Origin of the sequence: Streptomyces regalis, assembly GCF_001509475.1 — a bacterium.
Taxonomy (GTDB): Bacteria; Actinomycetota; Actinomycetes; order Streptomycetales; family Streptomycetaceae; genus Streptomyces; species Streptomyces regalis.
On record NZ_LLZG01000209.1, the window covers coordinates 1 to 23,427 of the forward strand.

The window sequence follows — 23,427 nt, forward strand, 5'->3', positions numbered from 1 at the left end:
ATCTGGCGTTGATTTTTGGCACGCTGTTGAGTTCTCAAGGAACGGACGCTTCCTTTGTACTCACCCTCTCGGGCTTTCCTCCGGGCGCTTCCCTTCGGTGTTCCAAACTCTATCAGTGTTTTTCCGACTCTCTGACCACCGTCCTGCGAGCATGCAGGAGACGACCCCGAGATAGGATCTGACAAGTTGGGTGCTGCCGGGCCAGGACGCGTAGTTGCGTCGCTCAACCCCAAGCAGGAGTACGACTGTACACGCAGCCGTGAGGCGGGGGCAAATCGACTTGGGGTATGGTCTAGACCACTCCGAAGTGCTCGCACGGAACCTGCACTTCATGTGACATACCCTGCTGAACAGTGCGCCGTCCGGCACAGGCAGCGACGGCCCATATCGATCTCCACCCCTGGGAGGCTTCCCATGACCACCGTGACGTCCCCACTGGCAGGACGCGCCGTCGGACTGGCATCCGTGCCGGATCCGGTCTTCTCCGGGGCCATGGTCGGCCCGGGCACCGCGATCGACCCCGTGCGTGAGCCCTCCGAGGCCGTGTCGCCCGTGGATGGGGTCATCGTTTCTCTCCATCCGCACGCCTTTGTCGTTGTCGACGATCAGGGGCACGGTGTGCTCACTCATCTCGGTATCGACACCGTGCAGCTCAACGGCGAGGGTTTCGAGCTCCTTGTGAGCAAGGGCGACACCGTTACCCGCGGTCAGGGCATCGTGCGCTGGAACCCGGTAGCCGTTGAGGCAGCCGGTAAGTCCCCGGTGTGCCCGATCGTGGCCCTCGAGGCCACGGCCGAGGCTCTCTCCGATCTTCGTGACGACGGTGATGTGAAGGCCGGCGACAGTCTCTTCGTCTGGAAGTGACATCGGCGCCGTCGAATAACGGCAAGTGTCGAATGACGGCAAGTAGGGACGACAACCACCGCGGCGGCGGGACCCGCCGCACTATCGGAGACGGGTGAGATGGAGACAACGCTGCGAGGCGTCGGCGTGAGCCACGGTGTGGCCATCGGCGAGGTTCGGCACATGGGAACGGCGGTACTCGAGCCGCCTGCCAAGCAGATTCCGGCGGAGGAAGCGGAGCGCGAACAGGGGCGTGCCCGCAAGGCCGTGGAGGCTGTGGCAGCCGACCTGATGGCGCGCGGCAATCTGGCGGGGGGCGAAGCCCAGGCGGTGCTCGAGGCGCAGGCCATGATGGCCCAGGATCCCGAGCTGATGGCGGATGTGGACCGCCGTATCGCCGTCGGCAGCACGGCCGAGCGTGCCGTGTACGACGCTTTCGCCGCGTACCGCGAGCTGCTGGCGGGTGCCGGTGAGTACCTGGCGGGTCGTGTGGCCGACCTCGATGACGTGCGGAATCGTATCGTCGCTCGCTTGCTCGGGGTCCCGATGCCGGGTGTCCCGGACAGCGACGAGCCCTATGTCCTTGTCGCTCGCGACCTTGCCCCGGCCGACACGGCGCTGCTGGACCCGGCCCTCGTTCTCGGCTTTGTCACCGAGGAAGGTGGGCCGACCAGTCACAGCGCGATTCTGGCGAGGGCGCTCGGTGTGCCCGCCGTGGTCGCGCTGCCGGGTGCCGGTGAGCTCGCCGAGGGCACGCTCATTGCCGTGGACGGCAGCACCGGCGACATCTTCGTGAACCCGAGCGACGAGAAGAAGGCGGAGCTGGAGGCAGCTGCCGCCGCGCGCAAGGCGGCGCTCGCGGCGTCGACAGGTCCGGGTGCCACCGCCGACGGGCACAAAGTGCCGCTGCTGGCCAACGTCGGCGGTCCGTCCGACGTCCCGGCCGCCGTCGAGGCGGGCGCTGAGGGTGTCGGTCTGTTCCGTACCGAGTTCCTCTTCCTCGACGACAGCAAGAAGGCACCCTCGGAAGAGAAGCAGGTCGAGGCCTATCGGCAGGTTCTCGAGGCATTCCCCGAGGGGCGTGTCGTCGTACGTGTGCTGGACGCGGGCGCGGACAAGCCGCTGGACTTCCTGACGCCGGCCGATGAGCCGAACCCGGCACTGGGTGTGCGTGGTCTGCGGACGCTGTTGGACCACCCCGAAGTGCTGCGCACCCAGCTGACGGCACTCGCGAAGGCGGCGGAGGGGCTGCCTGTCTACCTCGAGGTCATGGCCCCCATGGTGGCGGACCGTGCCGATGCGAAGGCGTTCGCTGACGCGTGCCGTGCGGCCGGGCTCCAGGCGAAGTTCGGGGCGATGGTGGAGATTCCGTCGGCCGCGCTGCGGGCGCGTTCGATCCTGCAGGAGGTCGAGTTCCTGTCGCTGGGGACGAACGACCTCGCGCAGTACACCTTCGCCGCGGACCGTCAGGTGGGTGCGGTGTCCCGGCTGCAGGACCCGTGGCAGCCCGCGTTGCTCGACCTGGTCGCGATGTCCGCCGAGGCGGCGAAGGCCGAGGGCAAGAGCTGTGGCGTCTGTGGTGAGGCGGCGTCCGATCCGCTGCTGGCGTGTGTGTTGACCGGTCTGGGTGTCACCTCCCTGTCCATGGGGTCGGCATCGATTCCTTACGTCCGGGCGACGCTGGCGAAGTACACGCTGGCGCAGTGTGAGCGTGCCGCTGCGGCCGCGCGGGCTGCGGACAGCGCCGAGGAGGCACGCAACGCCGCTCAGGCGGTTCTGTCCGGCGAGTAGCAGAAAAGGCGAAACGGCTCCACGTCGTTCGTGCGGGGCGCTCCACCTGTGGGTGGAGCGCCCCTGCTGCGTTCAGTGGTGGTGTCCCGGCGGCGCTCCCTCACCTCCGAGATCCGGCGGCATGCAGTAGTCGACACCTGATTCCGGCGAGATGAGGTCTCCGGATTCGATGTCGGTGCAGTAGGCGTCGAAGACCTCGCCTGCGGTGAGGGGCTCCAGCCTGTCTCCGCGCAGGCGCCATCCGTAGATCTGGTCGGATGTGTCGGGGGCGCTGGTCCGCATGACGAGTCCGCCGGGGCTCTTGGTGGCGAGTCCGAGGGCAAGGACGGTCGTGAATTCCAGGAGTTCGGCCTCGTCAAGGTGGGTGGCACCTTGGGCGTCTTCGTCGGCGTGCAGGACGGCGGTGAGGGGTTCCGGGGTTCCCGTGACGCTGCAGACGAGGTGTCGGTTGCCCGGCTGCGCCGTATCCAGGATGCGGACGAGGAGGTTCGAGGCGCGGGTGAAGCCCGCGCGGCCGATGTCCTCGCCGCAGGTGGCGCAGGCGCCGAGGCGTGCCAGGAGTGTGGACGCGTACTCCCAGGTGGCTTGTCGGACCGCTTCGTCGACGAGGGCGGGGACGAGGTCTGCCAGGGGCTGGCCCTGGTAGGGGACGGTGGGCCCGGTGGTCGCGAGTTCAGCGGTGAAGCGGGTGCGGCTCGACGGGATGTCGGGGTCGAGGCCCATTTCCGCGCAGAACTCGGCGTATTCCTCCGGGTCGAAGAGGGCGATCGTCGTATGGCTGCCTTGGGAGGCCCGTGTCCTGAGGAGGGCCTCCATCTGCTGCAGATAGATCTTGTGGTCGTCGAAGGTGAAGCTGCGGTAGCGCCGCATGGCACGGAAATCGTGCTCGTCGGTCAGCAGGCCGATCGTGCCGGCGATCTCGCGGCGCAGGACGCGTCGCATCGTCTGGTGGTCGGTGTGCACCATGTTTCCCCCTGTGCGCAGTCGATCAATGCTCACTCACAGTAATCGGCGGTACTGACAATGGCGTCGGGCTGAGGTGACTGTGGGCCGGGAGAGGCGCGTATTCCTGCAGGTCGGAGGCGTGGTGTCGGCGGCGGCCGGCCCCGGATTCGCCGTGCTTCGGTTGGTCCGAGGCCGGGCGTCGGTCAGGCTCGCTTGCGGGCGAGCTCCTCGTAGAAGTGCAAGAGGTCGAGGTTGTCGATGGAGCCCGGGTTGACCGCTTTTTCCAGTGGTGTGCCCTGGAGAAGGCGCTTGACCGGGACCTCGATGCGCTTTCCGGTAAGAGTGTGCGGGACGCCAGGAACCTCGATGATCTCGTCCGGAACGTGACGTGGTGAGAGCTGTTCGCGAATGGTCTGCTTGATGCGGCTCAGGAGGGCCTCGTCGAGCACTGCTCCGGGGACCAGGTGTACGAACAAGGGCATCCAGTAGCCGCCGTCGGGCTGCTCGATGCCGATCACGAGGGATTCCTTGATCTCGGGGAGGCGCTCCACGGCTTCGTAGATGTCGGCCGAGCCCATGCGCACACCCTGGCGGTTGAGTGTCGAGTCGGAGCGTCCGTGGATGACGACGGAGCCGCGTGAGGTGACGGTGATCCAGTCGCCGTGGCGCCATACGTCGGGGTATGTGTCGAAGTAGCTGTCGTGGTACCGGCTGCCGTCGGGGTCGTTCCAGAAGTAGATCGGCATGGACGGCATGGGGTTGGTGACCACGAGCTCGCCCACCTCGTCGACGAGGGGTTCGCCGCTGGGGTCCCAGGACTGCAGATCGGTTCCCAAGCTGGGGGCCTGGAGCTCGCCAACGTACACAGGCAGTGTGGGCACGGCTCCCGCGAAGCAGGAGCACACGTCCGTGCCGCCGCTGACGGAGGCGATCCACAGGTCGTCGCGGACCTCGTCGTGCAGCCAGCGGAAGCCGTCGGGCGGGAGTGGTGATCCGGTGGTGGCGACGCACTGCACCTTGGTGAGGTCGAAGTCGCGGGCGGGGCGCACGTCGGCCTTGCGGCAGGCCATGACATACGCGGCCGAGGTGCCGTAGAGGGTGGCTTCCGTGCGTTCGGCGACTCGCCACTGGGCGCCCGTGTCGGGATAGCCCGGGCTGCCGTCGTAGAGGACGATCGTGGTGCCGGTGAGGAGGCCGGAGACGAGGAAGTTCCACATCATCCAGCCGGTCGAGGTGTACCAGAAGAACCGGTCCTCGGGGCCCAGGTCGCAGTGCAGTCCGAGTTGTTTGAGGTGCTCGACGAGGATGCCGCCCTGGGACTGGACGATGGCCTTGGGTAGGCCGGTCGTGCCGGAGGAGTAGAGCACCCACAGGGGGTGGTCGAAGGGCACCTGCTCGAAGACGGGTTCCTCGTCGGCGGCGGTGAGGGCCGACCACTCCAGGGCGCCTGCTGGAGCCTCGGTGCCGAGGAGGGGGATGTGCACCACGGCGCGCAGGGTGGGCAGTTCGCGGCGCAGTTCGGCGACGGTGTCGCGGCGGTCGTGCTCCTTGCCGCCGTAGCGGTAGCCGTCGACGGTGAACAGGACGACGGGTTCGACCTGCTGGAAGCGGTCGAGGACGCTGCGGGCACCGAAGTCGGGGGCGCAGGAGGTCCAGACGCCTCCCACCGCGGCGGTGGCGAGGAGGGCGACGACGGCCTGCGGGATGTTCGGGAGGTATCCGCTGACACGGTCTCCGGAGCGTACGCCGAGGGCGCGCAGCTCGGCGGCGAGGGAGCCGACCTGGCGGCGCAGCTCGGACCAGGTCACGGGGCGGGGCTGGTGGGATTCGTCGACGTACAGGAGGGCGGGCTCGTCGGCGCGGGTCGCGGCGGCGCGCAGGGCGTGCTCGGCGTAGTTCAGGGTCGCGCCGGGGAACCACTCGGCGCCGGGCATCGAGCGGTCGCCCAGCACGCGCGCGTAGGGGGTGGAGAAGCGTACGTCGAACCACTCCGTGACGGCTTTCCAGAAGGTGTCCAGCTCGTCGACCGACCAGCGGTGCAGGGCCGCGTAGCCACCCTCGGCGGGGGCGCCGTGGTTTTCGGCGGCCCAGGCCTGGAACTTGGTGACCCGAGCCTGGGCGATGCGCTGCGGATCTGGCTGCCAGAGCGGCTGGGGGTTCACGGTCGACATGGGGCGGCTCCCGGACTGTGCGCGTCGTGTGCGTCATCCGCGCACGGCGGGGTGTGCGCGTGACGCGGATGACACGGACGATGCCATGTGATCGACTTCTGCACCAGGGTGCGCCCCACATAGTCCGTGTCGTGAAGATGTGGTCCCGTCACGGGTGAACGGCAGTTGAACGGCACGCGCGTGTGGGGCGGACAATGGCAGGCTGAGCAGCATGGACGGTCGTGACCTGGTGCGTTCGATGAGGGTGGTCGGTTCTGTGGGAGCGGCCCAGGGGTTGCGTACCGTACGGGCGGCGTGGCGCAGGAGGCGTGCCGACGCCGCGGGGTTGCCGCCCCGGGGTGCCGAGCGCGCTCGGGTGCCCGGGCCTGTGCAGGAGGTGCGGCACGGTCCGGGTGGGGGTGTCATCCGGTTCAGCCGGTCCGAGCTGCGCATCACCGTCACCGTGAACGGCGCCGTCTTCTGGGGCTGGGACGGGGCCGCGCCCGAACCGTCGTACGCGCTGGCGGGCCGCTGTCCGGAACCGGATCCCCGGGCGATGCTGGAGCCCCACAAGGACGGTGGCTGGCGGGTCGTGGCCGAGCGGGTGACGGTCGTCATCTCGCGGCACGGTGCCGTGGAGGTGCAGACGCCCGGTGGAGTGACACTCCGCCGCGATCTGCCGCCGCGTTGGTGGGAACCTGTCGGCGGCGGGGCGGCACGGTGGATGCAGCGGTCGGAGGTGGCCGCGGACGCGCGTTTCTTCGGGCTCGGGGGGCGGGCGTCCGGGCCTCGTCTCAAGGACGGAACGTACCGGTTGTGGAACACCGACCCCGGCCGCGTGTTCGGTCCTGGCGACGACCCGCTGTACATCACGATGCCGGTGCAGTTGGTGGTGGCCGACGCGGGGACTCACCTGGTGTTCCACGACACCTCGTGGGACGGCACGGTGACGCTGCGGGAGGGCGAGGAGGGCGCCGGCTCAGGGCATGACCGGGCGGGGGTCAGCGAACTTCGGATGGACGGCGGTCCACTGCGCTGCTGGGTGATCGTGGGCGCGCCCGCGCGGGTGCTGCTCGTCTGGGCCTCTCTCACCGGTGCGGCGGCGCTGCCGCCCGCGTGGGCGCTGGGTCATCATCACGCGCGGTGGGGCTTCGGCAGCGAGCAGAAGGTGCGGCGGATCGTTTCGGGTTACCAGGAGCGGGACCTGCCGCTGGACGCGGTTCATCTGGACATCGACCACTATGACGAGCACCAGGTGTTCACGGTCGACCAAGAGCGCTTCCCCAAACTGCCGCAGCTCGCCGACGAGTTGCGGCGGGACGGCATCCGCCTGGTGTCGATCGTCGATCCGGCGGTCAAGGCCGCGCCGGGCAACGCCGTGTACGACAGCGGGACGGCCGAGGACGCGTTCGTCAGGGACGCCTCGGGACGGCTGGTGCGGGGAGTGGTCTGGCCCGGGGAGGCGGTCTTCCCGGACTTCACGCACACGCGCGTACGGGAGTGGTGGGGTGGCCTGTACGAGGAACGGCTGGCACAGGGTTTCTCGGGTTTCTGGCATGACATGAACGAGCCGACCTCGTTCGCCGCCTTCGGGGAGTCGACGCTGCCGCGTTCTGCCCGGCACTCCTTGGAGGGGCGGGGCGGGGATCATCAGGAGGCGCACAACGTCTACGGGCTGTGCATGGCCAGGGCGGGCTACGAGGGGGTGCGGGAGCTGGTGCCCGAGGAGCGGCCGTTCGTCTTCTCGCGCTCCGGATGGGCCGGCATGCAGCGCTACGGCGGGACATGGTCCGGGGACGTGGCCACGGGCTGGCCCGGGCTGCGGGCGTCGCTGTCGCTGGTCATGGGGCTCGGGCTGTGCGGCGTGCCGTACTCGGGGCCGGACGTCGGCGGCTTCGACGGGAGTCCGTCGCCGGAGCTGTATCTGCGGTGGTTCCAGTTGGCCGCCTATTTGCCGCTGTTCCGTACGCACGCGAGTCTGCGGGCTGGGCGCAGGGAACCGTGGGAGTTCGGTTCCGAGGTGCTGGAGCACGCACGCGTGGCGCTCGTCGAGCGTCGGAGGCTGCTGCCGTACTTCGTGACGCTGGCGCATCTGGCCCGGCGCACAGGGGCGCCTTATGTACGTCCACTGTGGTGGTCGGCGCCCGACGACCGCGCGCTGCGCGACTGCGAGGATGCGTTTCTGCTGGGCGACTGCCTTCTGGTGGCGCCGGTGCTGGATCCGGGCGCCGACCGGCGTGCGGTGCAGCTGCCGCGAGGGCGCTGGTACGACACGGCGACGGAGCGGGTGTATGAGGGACCTGGGCAGGTTCTCGTCGAGGCGCCCCTATCTCGGATCCCGGTGCTCGCGCGCTCGGGGGCCGTCGTCCCCGCGCGTGGGGACGACGGCAGGCTGGAACTGGAGGTGTGGGCGCCCGCCCCGGGGCGTACCGGGGGCGGGCTGGTGGTGCCGGATGCGGGTGACGGCTGGGACGAGCCGGAGATCGAGCGTTACGTCAGCCGCTGGAAGGGCCGAGAGCTGGTCGTCGAGCGGGAGCTTGAGGACGGCGTGATCCCGTCGCCTCGTCCGGTGCGCATACGAGGGCTCGGCCAGTGTTGAGTTCAGACGTAGCGTCCCTCGAAGAACGCTCGTACGGCCAGCGTGTGGAGCGGGAAGGCGAGCTCCTCCGCCCTGCGCAGGAGGTGCCAGCCTTCGGTCTCGTCCGTGGCGGCCGACGTCGGTAGGCGATCGGCGGGCCGTTCCGGCAGGAGGCCGAACAGCAGCAGGTGCCCGTCGGGAGAGCTCATCGCGTCGGCGAGACGTACGTCGCGGCCGGCCGCGTCGATGCCGGTCTCTTCCTTGAGTTCGCGTACGACGGCCTGCCGCCAGTCCTCGCGGTCGTCGATGTAGCCGCCGGGCAGGGCGATGCCTCCGCGCGCGGGGGCGACGGTTCGGGTGATGACGACCAGGGCGGTGCCCTTCGTGTCGTACACGGGCTGCAGAGCGATCGCTACCGGCAGCGGATTGCGGTAGGCCACGGTTCCGCACGACGGGCAGGTGCGGGGCCAGCCGGAAATGCCCTCTCCGTAGGGCGCGCCGCAGCTCGAACAGTGGGAGTCTGCGGCGGAGTTGGGGGCGGAGTGCTGAGTTTCGGACACGCGGCGGACTGTATCCGATCAGCGGAAGGGCGTCTTCCGGGGGTCGGTCACTAGTGCCTTCTCTCTCGCCGGGCAACATAGGGCCTGGTGGGCTGTGGCCGGTACTCATGTCGCGGTCGAGAGCCGTGTCATTGTCTGCTGCATCCGTCAGGAACGCGTTCCGCCGTGGAAGCGATCGGATGCACTCCGCCCGCAAAGCGCCGCCCTGCCGCTTTCCGGTCTGCCGTGGCACACTTCTGACGATCCGTCAGATCTGTCGCCAGGAGGGGCAATGCCACGTACGCGCACACCTGTGGTCGCCGGGTGGTTCGCCGGTGACGGGGACGACTTCCGGCTCCTCGGCACCCGTTGCTCGAGCTGCACTTCGGTCTTCTTCCCACGCGAGGACTCCCACTGCCGCAACCCTGGCTGCCCGGGCGGCGATCTGGAGGAAGTTCCGCTCTCGCGGCACGGGCGCATTTGGTCGTACACGGACAGCCGGTACCGACCTCCGTCACCCTATGTGACCGATCCGGAACTTCCGTGGGAGCCGTACGCGTTGATCGCTGTGGAGCTGGAGTCCGAGCGCCTCGTGGTGCTGGGACAGGCGGTTCCCGGGGTCACCGTCGCCGATCTGACGGTGGGCATGGAGGTGGAGATCGTTCCTGGTGTGCTCCATGAGGACACCGAGACGGTCTGGACGACCTGGAATTGGCGGCCGACGGGGGTGACGGCATGACGGAAGAGGTGGCGGTGCTCGGCGCAGGCATGCATCCCTGGGGCAAGTGGGGGCGCAGCTTCGTCGAGTACGGGACGGCGGCAGCCCGCGCGGCGCTGGCGGATGCGGGACTGGGATGGCGGGACATCGGGTCGATCGTCGGTGCGGACACCGTGCGGGGCGGCTATCCCGGGTATGTGGCCGGGGCCACGTTCGCGAAGGCGCTCGGCTGGCAGGGTGCCCGGGTCACGAGCGTGTACGCGGCGTGCGCGTCCGGGGCGCAGGCCGTCAACACTGCTCGGGCTCAGATACTTTCGGGGCTCGCGGACGTGGTGCTCGTCGTGGGCGCCGATGCCGCTCCCAAGGGATTTTTCCGGCCTGTCGGCGGCGACCGGCCCGACGATCCCGACTGGCTGCGCTTCCGCGTCCTCGGTGCGACCAATCCGGCGTACTTCGGGCTGTACGCGCGCCGTCGGATGGCTGTACACGGTGACACGCCGGAGGACTTCGCGCAGGTCAAGGTGAAGAACTCCGCCTTGGGCGCACTCAATCCGTACGCGCGCTACCGCAAGCAGGTCACCGCCGAGGAGGTCGCCGCCTCCGCCGTGGTCGCCGATCCCCTGCGGCTGCTCGACATCTGCGCGACCTCGGACGGAGGGGCGGCGTTGGTGCTGGCCGGCATGGAGTTCGCGCGTCGGCACGGCGCCCGGGACCCGGTGCGGATCCGGGCGGTGTCCACCGTGACGCCGCGCTATCCCAACACGGTCCTGGATCTGCCCGACATGGCGACGGACTCCGCGGCGGCGGTGCAACCGGCGGCCGAGACCTTCCGGGCGTCGATCGCGCGCGCGGCCTACGAGGAAGCCGGCATCGGCCCCGAAGAACTCTCCTTCGCGGAGGTCTACGACCTGTCCACCGCTCTGGAGTTGCAGTGGTACGAGGATCTGGGGCTGTGCGGCGAGGGAGAGGCCGCGAAGCTGTTGCGGGAGGGCGTGACGGCGCTGGGGGGCCGCATACCCGTGAACGTGAGCGGCGGGCTGGCCTCCTTCGGGGAGGCGGTTCCGGCCCAGGCGATAGCCCAAGTCTGCGAGCTCACCTGGCAGTTGAGGGGCGACGCGGGTGACCGGCAGATTGCCGGGGCACGTGTGGGGATCGCGGCGAATCAGGGGCTGTTCGGGCATGGCTCGGCGGTGATCGCGGTGCGGTGATGCGGGGTGGTGCGACGGAGGCAAGTGTTCGGCTGTACGAGCGTGGTGTCATCGTTGTACGACCAAGGAAGGTCTGGTCTGTCTACGCTGTGTGACCCACCCGGAATCCTGCGTGAACGTCTCATGAACTGGGCTCGGGCGTCTGCCGGCGGCGCCATCATGCTCCCGTGCCCTCCTGGACGGATACTCTCCGCTTCGCTTTCCAACCGGTGGTCAACCTGACGACCGGAGGAGTCGCGGGGCTGGAGATACTCGCCCGCCCGGAGACCGGCGACGTCCTGGCCGAGGCTCGCCGCGATCCCGAACTCGACGGCCAGCTCGCCGTGTTGGCGTTCCGTGCGGCGGCTCGCAAGGAGACGTTACTGCCGCTGTACGTCAACGTCTTCGCCGGCACCCTCGCCGACCTGGGCGGACTGACGCCGCTGCACGACGCCGTGCGCGCGGCGGGGCGACTGCCCTGGGAGGTGACGATCGACGTCGGTCCGCCGTACACGCACGTGCCCCAGCACGCACTGCTGGAGGCGATCGGCGCGCTGCGGGACCAGGGTTTCCGGATCAGTGCGGACGGCATCGGCGACGGGGACGTACCGCTGCGCTTGCTCACCGACATGACACCGGACCTGGTGAAACTCGACGCGTCCCTGCTGCCGCGACCGGCGGCGGTACGGGCGATGCGGACACTGTGCGAGCAGTTGGGAGCGCTCCTGTGCGTCGAGGGTGTGGAGACGGAGCTGCAGTGCGCGTCGGCGCGGTCGGCCGGTGCGCAGCTGGCTCAGGGGGAGCTGTTCGCTCCCCCGGCTCGGCTGCCGGCCGCGGAGGTATACGTTCCGCCACGCTCCCCCGGACTGGCGGTGACGCCACGCTCGGGGCCGTCGGTGCGGGAGTTCGTGCGGCCGGCCGCACTGCTGCCCGCCACCGCGTCCGCAGGCCAGGTGCGAGCGCTGCTGACCGGATCGCCGGACGTGTCCGGCGTGCTGTTGGTTGACAGAAACGGCATCCCGGTGCGGTCGGTGCACCGCTCCCGGTTCCTGCTGTCGATGTCGGGACGGTACGGCCATGCCCTGTACGCCGATCGGCCCGCGGCCAAGCTGGGAGATCCGCCGCGCACGGTGGGCGTCGACGCCACCGCGTGGGAGGTGCTTGACGTGGTCGCGGTCGGCGGCCGGGACCGCACCTCGGACGATGTGGCCGTGGTCGACCGGTACGGCCGGTGTGTAGGCGTCGTACGGCTCGCTGATCTCGTCCGGGCGCTCGCCGAGACCCGGGTCGAGGAGGCCGCGGCGCTCAATCCGCTGACGCGGCTGCCCGGTTCGGACGCGATCACCGGTGAGGTGGACCGGCGGATTGCGGACGGGCGGACCTTCGCGCTGAGTTGGCTGGACGTGGACCACTTCAAGCAGGTCAACGACGGGGCCGGGTTCGCGGCGGGCGACGAGCTGATCCGGTCGGTCGGACGGGCGCTGCAGCACGCGGCGTCCGACAGCACCCGCGTGGGCCACATCGGCGGGGACGACTTCCTGGTGCTCGCGGATCCGGAGGGGCTCAATCCGCTGGCCGCCTCCGTGCTGGACGCGCCCTGGTCCGCGGGCGGACGGCCCGTCACGCTCTCCCTGGCAACGGTCCTGTGCGAGCCCGGGAGCGTGACGGACCACCGGCAGGCGGCCGCCTGTCTGGCCCCGCTGAAGAAGGCCGCGAAGTCACTGAGCGGGGCGAGCTGGGTGCTGGGCCGCGCGGGGCTGTCCGGGCACGAGATCCTTCGCGGCGTGGCGGCGGCGACGGCCCCGGCCGAGTGGGCGGTGGCGGACCCGAGCAGGGGGTGAGACGCTTTCCCCTACGAGGTCGTCGGAGGCCGAAGGGCGTCCGTACGGCCTCAGCACAGCCATGGTCTTCGACCCCTGCCGGGTTCAGCAGGAACTGGCCTTCCCGCCGGTCTCAGCAGGGCCTCGTAGCCCGTCCCACCTCCGAACGGGCGTGCCACGAGCCGTGTCGGTGACGGTCCGTGACCCGTCGGTGCGCCCCCAACCGTTGGCGTCGGCGACCTTGACGCCCCCTGGACGCCGGTGAACACTTCCCGGTGTCGGTCGACATCGCCGTACATTCTCGGCGTATCCACGCACTGCGCCGCGCGGTTCCGCCTGGACCATGGCTGCCTTCCCCCACGGGCGAGTCGGCTGCGACGGCACGCTCGTCACGGACGCCCGGGCGGGGCGCGGGACCTCCCTGCCTTCGGCTGAAGTCGCCATGGGAAACGCACCCCGCACGGAGAACCGGGGCCGATCGTCCCGGCCAGCGCCTAGGAGCCGCCATGAGCAACGGAGACATATTCCTCGGTGAGGTCATCGGAACCGCGATCCTGATCCTCTTCGGGGCCGGAGTCGTCGCCGCCGTCGTACTCAACTATTCCAAGGCGAAGGACGCGGGCTGGGTCGTCATCGCGTTCGGCTGGGGATTCGGCGTGATGGCCGGCGCGTACACCGCCGCGCCCCTGTCCGGAGGACAGCTCAACCCGGCCGTGACGATCGGGATCGCCATCGACACCGGTGTATGGGACAAGGTCCACATCTACATCGCCGGCCAGATGGTCGGCGCGATCCTCGGTGCGGTGCTGTGCTGGCTGGTCTACTTCGCGCAGTTCCAGGCCAACGCCGACAAGGACATCGCTCAGCCGACCCTCGGGATCTTCTCCACCGCGCCCGCGATCCGCAATGTTGTGGCCAACCTCATCACCGAGATCATCGCAACGATCGCACTGGTGCTGCCGATCCTCGCCTTCGGTCTGACCAAGGGGCTCGGCGTGTCCGGCACCGCGATTCTGATCGTCTCGTTCCTGGTGGTCGGCATCGGTCTGTCGCTCGGCGGTCCCACGGGATACGCGATCAACCCGGCCCGCGACCTGGGCCCGCGCATCGTCCACGCCCTGCTCCCGATTCCCAACAAGGGCACCTCGGACTGGAGTTACGCGTGGATTCCGGTGGTGGGGCCGCTGATCGGCGGGGTGCTGTCCGGGCTCATCTTCAACGCAGCCTTCTGAAGGAACCCACGAAGGGGACGTCATGACGGACAAGTTCGTCGCCGCTATCGACCAGGGCACCACCTCCAGCCGCTGCATCATCTTCAACCAGGACGGCGCCATCGTGGCCGTCGACCAGCGCGAGCACCGCCAGATCTTCCCCAAGCCCGGCTGGGTGGAGCACGACGCCACCGAGATCTGGTCCAAGGTGCAGGCCGTGGTCGCGGGGGCGATCGCCAAGGCGGGGCTGCGCGCCGACCAGCTCAGCGCCCTCGGCATCACCAACCAGCGCGAGACGACGGTCCTGTGGGACCGCGCAACGGGCAAGCCGGTGCACAACGCCATCGTGTGGCAGGACACGCGTACGGCGGCGCTGTGCAACCAACTCGGCGGCACGGATGGGCAGGATCGTTTCCGCGAGCAGACCGGACTACCGCTGGCCAGCTACTTCTCCGGCCCCAAGGCAGCCTGGCTGCTGGACAACGTGCCCGGCCTCAGGGCCCGCGCCGAGCGCGGTGAGATCGCCTTCGGCACCATCGACTCCTGGCTGATCTGGAACCTCACCGGCGGCACGGACGGCGGGCACCACGTCACCGACGTGACCAACGCCGGCCGCACCATGCTGATGAACCTGGAGAGCCTGCAGTGGGACTCCTCGATCCTGTCCGCCATGAACGTGCCCGAGGCCGTCCTGCCGGAGATCAAGTCCTCCGCCGAGGTGTACGGGACCGCTGTCGGGCAGCTGTCCGGCGTGCCCGTCGCCTCCGCGCTGGGCGACCAGCAGGCAGCGGTGTTCGGGCAGGCCTGCTACGACGTGGGCACGGCGAAGAACACGTATGGCACGGGCAGCTTCCTGCTGCTCAACACGGGCAACCGGCCGGTGCCGTCGAAGAGCGGGCTGCTGACGACCATGGGGTACAAGATCGGCAGCGAGGCGCCCGTGTACTGCCTGGAGGGGTCGATAGCGATAACGGGCGCGTTGGTCCAATGGTTCCGGGACCAGCTCGGCATCATCCGCACCGCCGACGAGATCGAGTCCCTGGCGGCAAGCGTCGAGGACAACGGAGGCGCGTACATCGTGCCCGCCTTCTCCGGCCTGTTCGCACCGTACTGGCGCTCCGACGCGCGCGGTGTCATCACCGGACTGACGCGGTATGTCACCAAGGCGCACCTCGCGCGCGCGGTGCTGGAGGCGACGAGCTGGCAGACACGCGAGGTCGTGGACGCCATGTACCAGGACTCCGGGGTGCAGATCACGACCCTGAAGGTCGACGGCGGCATGACGAAGAACAACCTGCTCATGCAGCACCAGGCGGACGTGCTCGACGTGCCCGTGATCCGGCCCAAGGTCTCCGAGACGACCTGTCTGGGTGCCGCCTACGCGGCAGGGCTGGCCACCGGCGTGTGGAACGACCTGGACGAGCTCAAGGCGCACTGGGCGAAGGACGTGGAGTGGACGCCCGCCATGACTGCCGCCGTGCGTGACCGCGAGTACCACAACTGGCGCAAGGCGGTGGAGAAGAGCTTCGGCTGGCAGGAGGACGGCGAGGCCTGAGGGACACGGCGAGAGCCGTGATCGGTGCACGCGTGCCTGCGGTTCCGCTCGAGCCACGCGCGCGTGCCCATGAGCCGCGGCTCGTACCCCGGTCGGCGGGGGTACGGGCCGCACCCTCGCGCCGGCTTTCAGGTGGTCACGGTCTGACGGCGGTCCGCCTGGTAGGCCATCGCGTGCTGGACGACGCCGATGAGGGTCTCCTTGACGGACTCCCGGTCGCGGGCGTCGCACAGCAGCAGCGGTACGCCGTCGTCGAGATCGAGGGCCTGCCGGATGTCCTCCGCCGGGTAACGGGAGGCTCCTTCGAAGCAGTTGACGCCGACGAGGAAGGGTATGGAGCGCCGTTCGAAGTAGTCCACGGCCGCGAAGCAGTCCTCGAGGCGGCGGGTGTCGGCGAGGACGACGGCGCCGAGCGCGCCCTCCGAGAGCTCGTCCCACATGAACCAGAACCGTTCCTGTCCGGGTGTGCCGAAGAGGTACAGCACCAGGTCCTCACGCAGGGTGATGCGGCCGAAGTCCATGGCCACGGTGGTGGTGCGCTTGCCCTCCACACCGCTCGTGTCGTCGACCGGGCGCCCGGCCTCGGTGAGCAGTTCCTCGGTGCGCAGCGGCCTGATCTCACTGACCGCGCCGACGAGAGTGGTCTTGCCCACGCCGAAGCCGCCGGCCACCAGGATCTTGAGCGTGACGGGCTCGACCGGAGGCTTCCCACGCTCAGAACGCCCGAAGATCATCGATCTCTTCTCCTGCTTGATGGGGGTCGGGCGACGGTGGGCCGTAGCCTCCGCCGCCGGGGGTTTCGATGACGAGTACGTCGCCGGGGCCGACGTCGGCCGAGTCGCTTCCGGCAAGTTCGGTGGTCGTGCCGTCCGCGCGTACGACGCGGTTGGCTCCCAGCGCGCCGGGTGCGCCGCCCGCCATGCCGTACGGCGGGACCCTTCGGTGCTGGGACAGCGTGGAGACGGTCATGGGCTCGTGGAAGCGGATGCGGCGCACGGCGCCGTCCCCGCCGCGCCACTGGCCGGCGCCACCGCTGCCGCGCCGTACGGCGAACTCGTCGAGCTGTACGGGCAGTCGCCACTCCAGCACTTCTGGGTCGGTGAGCCGCGAGTTGGTCATGTGGGTCTGGACGACGGGCGCGCCGGGGAAACCGTCGCCCGCGCCGGATCCGGAAGCCACGGTCTCGTAGTACTGGTGGCGTTCGTTGCCGAAGGTGACGTTGTTCATGGTGCCGGAGCCCTCGGCCTGGACACCCAGTGCGGCGTAGAGGGCGCCGGTGATCGCCTGGGACGTCTCCACGTTGCCCGCGACCACCGCCGCCGGTGGTTCGGGAGCGAGCATGGAGCCGGGCGGGACGAGGATCTCCAGGGGGCGCAGGCAGCCGTCGTTGAGCGGGATGTCGTCGGCGACCAGCGTGCGAAAGACGTACAGGACTGCCGCGTTGACTACCGAGAAGGGGGCGTTGAAGTTCGTTGCCAGTTGCGCGGAGGTGCCGGTGAAGTCGACGGTGGCGGAGCGGTTCTCGCGGTCCACGCGCACGCGTACCCGGATGACAGCCCCGGAGTCGGTCTCGTAGGCGTACTCGCCGTCGTCCAGGGCGTCGATGACGCCTCGCACTGCTTCCTCCGCGTTGTCCTGGACGTGCTTCATGTACGCCTGGACGACGTCGAGGCCGAAGTTCTCGATCATGCGGGCGACTTCGTCGACGCCCTTCTGGTTGGCCGCGATCTGGGCGCGCAGATCGGCGAGATTGGTCTTCGGGTTGCGGGAGGGATAGGGCGCCTCGGTGAGCAGGCGGAGGGTCTCCTCCTCGCGGAAGCGGCCGTTCTCGGCGAGCAGCCAGTTGTCGAAGAGGATTCCTTCCTCCTCGATGGTGCGGCTGTCGGCGGGCATGGAGCCGGGAGCGATGCCGCCGATCTCGGCGTGATGGCCGCGGGAGGCGACGTAGAAGAGGATCCGGTCACCCTCCGTGCTTGCCGTGTCGAAGACCGGGGTGATCACGGTGACGTCGGGCAGGTGGGTGCCGCCGTGGTAGGGGTCGTTGACGGCGTAGGTGTCGCCGGGGCGCATCCGGGGGCCGCGGCGCCGGATGACCTCCTTGACGCTGGTGCCCATCGAGCCCAGGTGGACGGGGATGTGCGGGGCGTTGGCCACCAGGTTTCCGTCCGGGTCGAAGAGGGCGCAGGAGAAGTCCAGGCGTTCCTTGATGTTGACGGACTGGGCGGTGGACTCGAGGCGTGCGCCCATCTGTTCGGCGATGGACATGAAGAGGTTGTTGAAGACCTCGAGGCGAACCGGGTCGGCTTCTGTGTCGATCTCGGAACTCTGCGTAATCGCCGCGCGTTCTATGACCAGATGCCCGTCGTCGGTCGCCGCGGCCTGCCAGCCGTCGTCGACGACGGTCGTCGCACTGGCCTCGGTGATGATCGCCGGGCCGGTGACGGTCTGGCCGGGAGGCAGGTCCTCGCGGCGGTGGAGGGGTACGTCGCGCCAGGTGCCGCCCGTGTGGAGGCGGACGGTCCGCGGGGTGACCGGGCTGCCTTCAGGGGTGGCTTCGTAGGGGGCGAGAGCGGAGAGATCAGGGGGTTCGGTAATGCCGGTGGCTTCGACGGAGAGGGCTTCGACGACGATCGGGCGGTCGAGGGTGAAGGAGTACGTGGCGCGATGACGTTCTTCGAAGGTGCGCCTCATCGTGTCCGGCTCGGTGAGCTCGACGGTGAGGGTGGTGTCGGTGCCGTCGTAGCGGAGTTGGGCGCGGCGGGTGACCTTGATGCGGTCCTCGGGCACGTCCTCGTCGAGGAGTTCGGCGCGGGCGGCGGATTCGAGGTCGTCCGCGGTCTTCAGGACGCCGGGCATGGAGGTGGCCTCCAGGGGCGCCTCGGCGGACTGTTCGCGCATGGCCGTGGTGTCGGCGAGGCCGATGCCAAGCGCGGAGAGGACGCCGGCCATGGGCGGCACGAGGACGGTGCGGATGCCGAGCGAGTCGGCGACCATGCACGCGTGCTGGCCGCCCGCACCACCGAAGGTGGTGAGGGCGTAGCGGGTGACGTCGTGGCCCTTCTGGACGGAGATCCGCTTCACGGCGTTGGCGATGTTGGCGACCGCGATCTGCAGGTAGCCCTCGGCGACCTGCTCCGGGGTGCGGTCGTCGCCGGTCTGCTCGCGGATGTCGCGCGCGAGGGCGGTGAAGTGCTCACGGACGAGGGCATCGTCGAGGGGCTGGTCGCCCTCGGGGCCGAACACCTTGGGAAAGTGGGCGGGTTGGATGCGGCCGAGCATGACGTTGGCGTCGGTGACCGCGAGCGGGCCGCCGCCCCGGTAGCAGGCGGGTCCCGGGTCCGCGCCCGCCGAGTCCGGCCCTACGCGGTAGCGGGACCCGTCGAAGTGGAGGACCGAGCCGCCGCCGGCCGCGACGGTGTGGATGTCCAGCATGGGCGCGCGCAGCCGGACGCCGGAGATCTGTGTGGTGAAGACCCGCTCGTACTCGCCGGCGAAGTGCGAGACATCGGTGGAGGTGCCGCCCATGTCGAAGCCGATGACGCGATCGAAGCCGGCGAGCTGCGACATGCGTGCCATGCCGACGATGCCTCCGGCCGGGCCGGACAGGATGGCGTCCTTGCCGCGGAACTGCCCTGCTTCGGCGAGACCGCCGTTGGACTGCATGAACATCAGCCGTACGCCTTCGAGCTCGTCGGCGACGTGCTGGACGTAGCGGCGCAGCACGGGCGAGAGGTAGGCGTCGACGACGGCGGTGTCCCCGCGCGGGACGAGTTTCATCAGAGGGCTGACCTCGCTGGACAGCGAGATCTGCGGGAAGCCGATACGGGCGGCGAGCTCGCCCACGGCCCGTTCGTGGGCGGGGTGGAGGTGGCTGTGCATGCAGACCACGGCGACTGCGCGGATCCCGTCGTCGTACGCCTCCTGCAGAGGACCGGCAAGGGCGTCCAGGTCGGGGGTGTGCAGGACGGTGCCGTCGGCAGCGATGCGTTCGTCGACCTCGACGACCCGTTCGTACAGCAGCTCGGGGAGTTCGATGCGGCGCGCGAAGATGCGAGGCCGGTTCTGGTAGGCGATGCGCAGGGCGTCGCGGAAGCCGCGGGTGATGACCAGCAGGGTCCGCTCGCCCTTGCGCTCGAGAAGGGCGTTCGTGGCAACCGTCGTGCCCATCCGGACGGCCTCGATGGGGTGGTCCTGGGAGCCGTCCAGCAGTTCGCGTACGCCCGCGACAGCCGCGTCTGCGTATCGCGCCGGGTTCTCCGAGAGGAGTTTGTGTGTCATCAGACGGCCGTCCGGGCGTCGCGCGACGATGTCCGTGAAAGTGCCGCCACGGTCGACCCAGAACTGCCAGCCTGTCACGTCACTACCCCGCTTCCACGCCGCTCACAGCGCCCGCAGGCCGTTGATCACGTCGCGCAGAATACTCTCGTCCACCAGCTCGGCAGGCGGTACGGGCCGGTTCACATGGACGAATTCCGCGTCCACCAGATCCCCGATGAGAACCCGTACGACTCCGATGGGCAGGTCGAGCTCGGCGGAGAGTTCGGCCACGGACTGCGGGGCATCACGGCACAGTTCGACGATGTCCACGTGCTCCGGGGCCAGCATCGAGTCCGCTTCCGGGTCGTCCGCGTGCGGCTCCGCGACGACCACCGCGATCAGGTCGAGGCGGTGCTGGGCCGCACTGGTGGTGCGGCCGCGCGTCATGGCGTACGGACGGACGACCGGCCCGGCCTCGTCGTCGAACCAGTGGCTTCTTCCCTGACCGTCAGCGCTCATGCCATCCCACTACCCGCCTGCGGGCAGATCGGTGCGCGGAGCGGTACCCAGATGCACTCCGACCCGCTTGACGAGGAGCGTCATCTCGTACGCGACCAGGCCGACGTCCGAGTCGGCGTCCGAGAGCACGGCGAGGCAGCTGCCGTCGCCTGCAGCCGTCACGAACAGGAAGGCGTCATCGAGCTCGACGACGGTCTGCCGGACGTTGCCCGCCTCGAAGTGGCGGCCCACGCCCTTGGCGAGGCTGTGGAATCCGGACGCGACGGCGGCCAGATGCTCGCTGTCCTCGCGGGTCAGATCCTTGGACACCCCCGTCGGCAGGCCGTCGCCGGAGAGAACAAGGGCCTTACGGATGCTGGCGACGCGGTCCACCAGGTCGTCGAGGAGCCAGTTGAGCTCGCCGGACTGGTTGGTCGCGGTGTGGCCGGTCGCCTTCGGTGCGGTCATCGACCGTCCCCCTTAGTCGTTCCTTGTGCTGTGCCGCTGTGGGCGTCGTCGCCCGCGGCGTTCTCCTGGCGGCCGCGCTGCCAGCCGCGCTGGAGCGAGGCCATTCGGCTGCGTACCTCGTCCGCGTCCCGCTCGGCGAGTTCCGTGCTCTCCTCGGCGCGCCGAGCGGGGCCCTGCTTGAGCTGCGGAGCCAGGCTGGCCTGTCGTACGCGCCGGGGCAGCGGACCCGAGCCTGAACCGCTCTCCTGCTGTGCGGCGGCCGTGCTCGGAACGGGGCGGTCGGTGCCGCTCGATGCGATCGCAGCACGCCGTGTGCGTTTCGGGAGGGCTGCGGGCTCCGACGGCTCACCGCGGTCGTGGCTGGTCGGCGTGTCGGCTCGGTCGCCGGTCCGGTCCGGGGCGCCGGTCAGCTCTCCGCGGGGTCCTGTGTCGCGACGGCGGGTCGGCAGCGGAGCGAGGCCGTTCGGCTCCGGGCTGCTCGGGCCTGTCGAAGGGTCCGTGTCCGCCTCCTCTCGCCGGGAACGCTGCTCGGTGACCGGGCGTCCGTGCGAACTGACCAGCTTGGGCGTCCGACGGCGGGGCAGCGGGACCGGGGCGCTCAATTCGTCGTCCCTGTCGGACCGGTCCGATCCGCCATGGATGCCGGTGACCGGGTGTTCGCCGAGCGAGCCCGACGCCTCGTCCTCCACATGGGTGAGGGCGCGGCGTGGGCGGAAGAGGCCGCCTCGTTCGCTGTCCTCGTCGTCGAGCGCGTCCGGGAAATCGCTGAGCGCGTCCAGGTCGACCGGGGGCTCCAACTCGACCGGGCCGTCCAGAAGCGAGGCAGGCAGGCCGGGCACGCGGGCGGGCACGTGGGCGAGGGCGGCGCGGCGCGCCTCCTCCAGCTCGGCCTCCTTCGAGGGCGTGGGCCGGTCGAGACGGAACCCGATGCCGTTGGTGTCCGGGACGTCGTCGGTGAGCAGCGCGTCGGGGATGAAGACGACGGCGGTGGTACCGCCGTACGGCGACGGCTGCAGGGAGACCCGGACGTTCTGCCGCTGGGCGAGCCGGCTGACCACGAACAGGCCGAGCCGGTCGGTGTCGGACAGCTCGAACTCGGGCGTCTCGGCGAGCCGGAGGTTGGCGTCCAGCAGAGCGTCGGCAGCCATGCCCAGGCCACGGTCGTGGATCTCGAGGGTGAAGCCGTTGGCGACCCGCTCGCCCAGCACCTGGACTGCGGTGTGCGGCGGGGAGAACACCGTGGCGTTCTCCAGGAGTTCGGCCACGAGGTGCGTGAGGTCCGCTACGGCCGGTCCGGTGACGGCGACGCGGGGCAGACGACGGACCTCGATGCGCTCGTAGTCCTCGACCTCGGCGACCGCGGCGCGTACGACGTCCATGAGCTGGACGGGCTTGCGCCACTGCCGGGAGGGGGCGGCGCCGGAGAGGATCACCAGGCCCTCGGCGTGCCGGCGCATACGGGTGGTCAGGTGGTCGAGGCGGAACAGGTCGGCGAGTTCGTCGGTGTCCTCGGTCCGGCGTTCCATGGTGTCGAGGAGCGTAAGCTGCTTGTGGAGAAGGACCTGGCTTCGGCGAGCGAGGTTGACGAAGACCTCGGCCACGCCGGCGCGCAGTTCGGCCTGCTTGACTGCGGCCTCGACGGCGGCGCGCTGCAGGGTGTTGAGGGCCTGGCCGACCTCGCCGATCTCGTTCTTGTCGTACTCCAGGCGCGGTACCTCGGTCTCGACGTCGACCTGTTCGCCGGAGGAGAGTCGCCGCATCACACTGGGCAGGCGTACGCCGGACGCCTCGTGCGCCTCCAGTCGCAGCTGCCGAAGATCGCGGATGAGGCCACGGCCGATGCGCACGGACAGGAAGAGAGAGAACAGCAGGGCGAGCAGCCCGAGGACGCCGGCGACGGCGGCCTTCAGGATGACGCCCATCGCCACCGGGCTGACGCGGTCCTGATAGCGGGCGCCCGCCTCGTCGTTGAGCTTGCTGAGCTCGTCGAGGACACTGCCGGCGGCGGTGTCCCAACTCTTGGCGTCGACCTTGCTGGGCCTACCTGCCTGGGACAGGATGACGGCCTGTTCGGCGACGCGCAGTGGAGCTGTGGAGGCGTTGTCCCAGAAGCGCCTGTAGCGTTCACGCTCGGACGAGGGCAAGTCCGCCAGGCTGATGTCGTACATGAGGGTGCGCTGGGCGACGAGGTCGGAGACCTGGCGTATCTCTTCGCGGGACAGCTTCCCGACCACCAGGGCGGAACTCAGCAACGCGTCCTCGCGGGAGAGCAGTTCGCGGGCGCGGGTCGCGTTGAGAAGAGCGCGGGCCTGCTTGTCCATCGCCACGCTGTCGATCCCGTCGAGGGAGCCAAGCAGGGCGTAGCAGGGGTCGACGAGCCGGTTGTAGAGGCCGAGGGCCTGGGAGCGGGTCACCGTTCCGTCCTCGACGCTGCGGCGCAGGGAGTTGATGCCGTCGAAGGCGTCCAGGACGGCGGTGAGGCGCTCGGCGTCACCCTCGTCCATCCCGTCACGGACGTCGGGGTCCTTGGCGTTGTTGCGGATCTCGGCGACTGCGGCGTCGGTGGCGCTCCGGGTTTCCCGCAGCGCGGACAGCGCGTCCGAGGCCCGGCGGTCGGCGAGATAGACGAGGGCCTGGCGGCGTTCCTGCTGCAGGACGCGGACGGCGTCCTCGGTGGAGTAGCCGATCTTCTCGACGAGGGACGACACCGTGAACAGCTGGGCCACACCTCGCCCCGTGAGTACCGTGGCGAAACCCCAGATCGCGGTCAGGGACACCAGCGGCACGAGAAGCAGCGCCACCATCTTCCGGCGGATCGACTTCCCGCGAAAGCGCATGGCCTCCCCCAGCTCAAACCCCCATTGGTC

Annotated in this window: 16 protein-coding genes; 8 read left to right on the forward strand and 8 right to left on the reverse strand. The window is 69.6% G+C overall.

Annotated features, from left to right (window positions below):
• The first annotated feature begins 414 nt into the window (after nt 1-414).
• Nucleotides 415-864 (forward strand): PTS sugar transporter subunit IIA, encoded by a 450-nt coding sequence (locus tag ADL12_RS22255; protein ID WP_062704442.1) that lies wholly within the window; start codon nt 415-417, stop codon nt 862-864.
• A 99-nt stretch (nt 865-963) separates the two neighbouring features.
• Nucleotides 964-2,634 (forward strand): phosphoenolpyruvate--protein phosphotransferase, encoded by a 1,671-nt coding sequence (gene ptsP, locus ADL12_RS22260; protein WP_062704443.1) that lies wholly within the window; start codon nt 964-966, stop codon nt 2,632-2,634.
• Nucleotides 2,635-2,706: 72 nt separating this feature from the next.
• Here ptsP and ADL12_RS22265 read toward each other — a convergent pair whose 3' ends face one another.
• Nucleotides 2,707-3,600: a hypothetical protein gene (locus tag ADL12_RS22265; protein ID WP_062704444.1), complete on the reverse strand. Its 894-nt coding sequence runs from the start codon at nt 3,598-3,600 to the stop codon at nt 2,707-2,709.
• Between the two features lie 182 nt (nt 3,601-3,782).
• Entirely contained in the window at nt 3,783-5,750 is a 1,968-nt protein-coding gene (locus ADL12_RS22270; RefSeq protein ID WP_062704445.1) for an acetoacetate--CoA ligase, read from the reverse strand.
• 211 nt (nt 5,751-5,961) lie between these two features.
• Between ADL12_RS22270 and ADL12_RS22275 the strand changes: the two genes are divergently transcribed.
• On the forward strand, nt 5,962-8,328 hold the full coding sequence (locus ADL12_RS22275) for a glycoside hydrolase family 31 protein (protein WP_062704446.1): 2,367 nt from the start codon (nt 5,962-5,964) through the stop codon (nt 8,326-8,328).
• 2 nt (nt 8,329-8,330) lie between these two features.
• Here ADL12_RS22275 and ADL12_RS22280 read toward each other — a convergent pair whose 3' ends face one another.
• Nucleotides 8,331-8,867, reverse strand: a complete 537-nt coding sequence (locus tag ADL12_RS22280; RefSeq protein ID WP_062704447.1) for an NUDIX domain-containing protein — start codon at nt 8,865-8,867, stop codon at nt 8,331-8,333.
• A 292-nt stretch (nt 8,868-9,159) separates the two neighbouring features.
• Here ADL12_RS22280 and ADL12_RS22285 point away from each other — a divergent pair, with 292 nt between their 5' ends.
• The 5 genes from ADL12_RS22285 to glpK all read left to right on the forward strand — a co-directional run bounded on the left by ADL12_RS22285 (nt 9,160) and on the right by glpK (nt 15,337).
• Nucleotides 9,160-9,585, forward strand: coding sequence for a Zn-ribbon domain-containing OB-fold protein (locus ADL12_RS22285; protein WP_062704448.1), 426 nt, complete (start codon nt 9,160-9,162; stop codon nt 9,583-9,585).
• On the forward strand, nt 9,582-10,772 hold the full coding sequence (locus ADL12_RS22290; protein WP_062704501.1) for a lipid-transfer protein: 1,191 nt from the start codon (nt 9,582-9,584) through the stop codon (nt 10,770-10,772). The genes ADL12_RS22285 and ADL12_RS22290 overlap by 4 nt, the downstream gene beginning before the upstream one ends.
• Nucleotides 10,773-10,939: 167 nt before the next feature.
• Nucleotides 10,940-12,592 (forward strand): GGDEF domain-containing protein, encoded by a 1,653-nt coding sequence (locus ADL12_RS22295; protein ID WP_062704449.1) that lies wholly within the window; start codon nt 10,940-10,942, stop codon nt 12,590-12,592.
• Nucleotides 12,593-13,077: 485 nt separating this feature from the next.
• Complete coding sequence (locus ADL12_RS22300) at nt 13,078-13,803, forward strand: MIP/aquaporin family protein (RefSeq protein ID WP_062704450.1); 726 nt, start codon at nt 13,078-13,080, stop codon at nt 13,801-13,803.
• Nucleotides 13,804-13,825: 22 nt separating this feature from the next.
• Entirely contained in the window at nt 13,826-15,337 is a 1,512-nt protein-coding gene (gene glpK / locus ADL12_RS22305; RefSeq protein WP_062704451.1) for a glycerol kinase GlpK, read from the forward strand.
• Nucleotides 15,338-15,465: 128 nt separating this feature from the next.
• Here the strand turns inward: glpK and ADL12_RS22310 are convergent, their stop codons facing one another.
• Genes ADL12_RS22310 through ADL12_RS22330 form a run of 5 tightly spaced genes read right to left on the reverse strand, consistent with a single transcriptional unit; the run spans nt 15,466 to nt 23,397 of the window.
• Nucleotides 15,466-16,071: a GTP-binding protein gene (locus ADL12_RS22310; protein ID WP_062704452.1), complete on the reverse strand. Its 606-nt coding sequence runs from the start codon at nt 16,069-16,071 to the stop codon at nt 15,466-15,468.
• Nucleotides 16,052-19,693 carry a hydantoinase B/oxoprolinase family protein gene (locus ADL12_RS22315; protein WP_062704453.1) on the reverse strand — a complete coding sequence of 1,214 codons (3,642 nt, stop codon included), beginning with the start codon at nt 19,691-19,693 and terminating at the stop codon, nt 16,052-16,054. The genes ADL12_RS22310 and ADL12_RS22315 overlap by 20 nt, the downstream gene beginning before the upstream one ends.
• A gap of 24 nt (nt 19,694-19,717) precedes the next feature.
• Nucleotides 19,718-20,113 carry a DUF742 domain-containing protein gene (locus tag ADL12_RS22320; protein WP_062704454.1) on the reverse strand — a complete coding sequence of 132 codons (396 nt, stop codon included), beginning with the start codon at nt 20,111-20,113 and terminating at the stop codon, nt 19,718-19,720.
• A gap of 9 nt (nt 20,114-20,122) precedes the next feature.
• On the reverse strand, nt 20,123-20,560 hold the full coding sequence (locus ADL12_RS22325; protein ID WP_062704455.1) for a roadblock/LC7 domain-containing protein: 438 nt from the start codon (nt 20,558-20,560) through the stop codon (nt 20,123-20,125).
• Complete coding sequence (locus tag ADL12_RS22330; protein ID WP_062704456.1) at nt 20,557-23,397, reverse strand: nitrate- and nitrite sensing domain-containing protein; 2,841 nt, start codon at nt 23,395-23,397, stop codon at nt 20,557-20,559. Before ADL12_RS22330 ends, ADL12_RS22325 begins: the two co-directional genes overlap by 4 nt.
• Nucleotides 23,398-23,427 lie beyond the last annotated feature (30 nt).

What these genes read in the sequence shown, in the direction of transcription:
- ADL12_RS22255 (WP_062704442.1), top strand. Translation starts at nt 415, where the DNA reads ATGACCACCGTGACGTCCCCACTGGCAGGACGCGCCGTCGGACTGGCA.
- ptsP (WP_062704443.1), top strand. Translation starts at nt 964, where the DNA reads ATGGAGACAACGCTGCGAGGCGTCGGCGTGAGCCACGGTGTGGCCATC.
- ADL12_RS22265 (WP_062704444.1), bottom strand. Translation starts at nt 3,600, where the DNA reads ATGGTGCACACCGACCACCAGACGATGCGACGCGTCCTGCGCCGCGAG.
- ADL12_RS22270 (WP_062704445.1), bottom strand. Translation starts at nt 5,750, where the DNA reads ATGTCGACCGTGAACCCCCAGCCGCTCTGGCAGCCAGATCCGCAGCGC.
- ADL12_RS22275 (WP_062704446.1), top strand. Translation starts at nt 5,962, where the DNA reads ATGGACGGTCGTGACCTGGTGCGTTCGATGAGGGTGGTCGGTTCTGTG.
- ADL12_RS22290 (WP_062704501.1), top strand. Translation starts at nt 9,582, where the DNA reads ATGACGGAAGAGGTGGCGGTGCTCGGCGCAGGCATGCATCCCTGGGGC.
- ADL12_RS22300 (WP_062704450.1), top strand. Translation starts at nt 13,078, where the DNA reads ATGAGCAACGGAGACATATTCCTCGGTGAGGTCATCGGAACCGCGATC.
- glpK (WP_062704451.1), top strand. Translation starts at nt 13,826, where the DNA reads ATGACGGACAAGTTCGTCGCCGCTATCGACCAGGGCACCACCTCCAGC.
- ADL12_RS22310 (WP_062704452.1), bottom strand. Translation starts at nt 16,071, where the DNA reads ATGATCTTCGGGCGTTCTGAGCGTGGGAAGCCTCCGGTCGAGCCCGTC.
- ADL12_RS22320 (WP_062704454.1), bottom strand. Translation starts at nt 20,113, where the DNA reads ATGAGCGCTGACGGTCAGGGAAGAAGCCACTGGTTCGACGACGAGGCC.
- ADL12_RS22325 (WP_062704455.1), bottom strand. Translation starts at nt 20,560, where the DNA reads ATGACCGCACCGAAGGCGACCGGCCACACCGCGACCAACCAGTCCGGC.
- ADL12_RS22330 (WP_062704456.1), bottom strand. Translation starts at nt 23,397, where the DNA reads ATGCGCTTTCGCGGGAAGTCGATCCGCCGGAAGATGGTGGCGCTGCTT.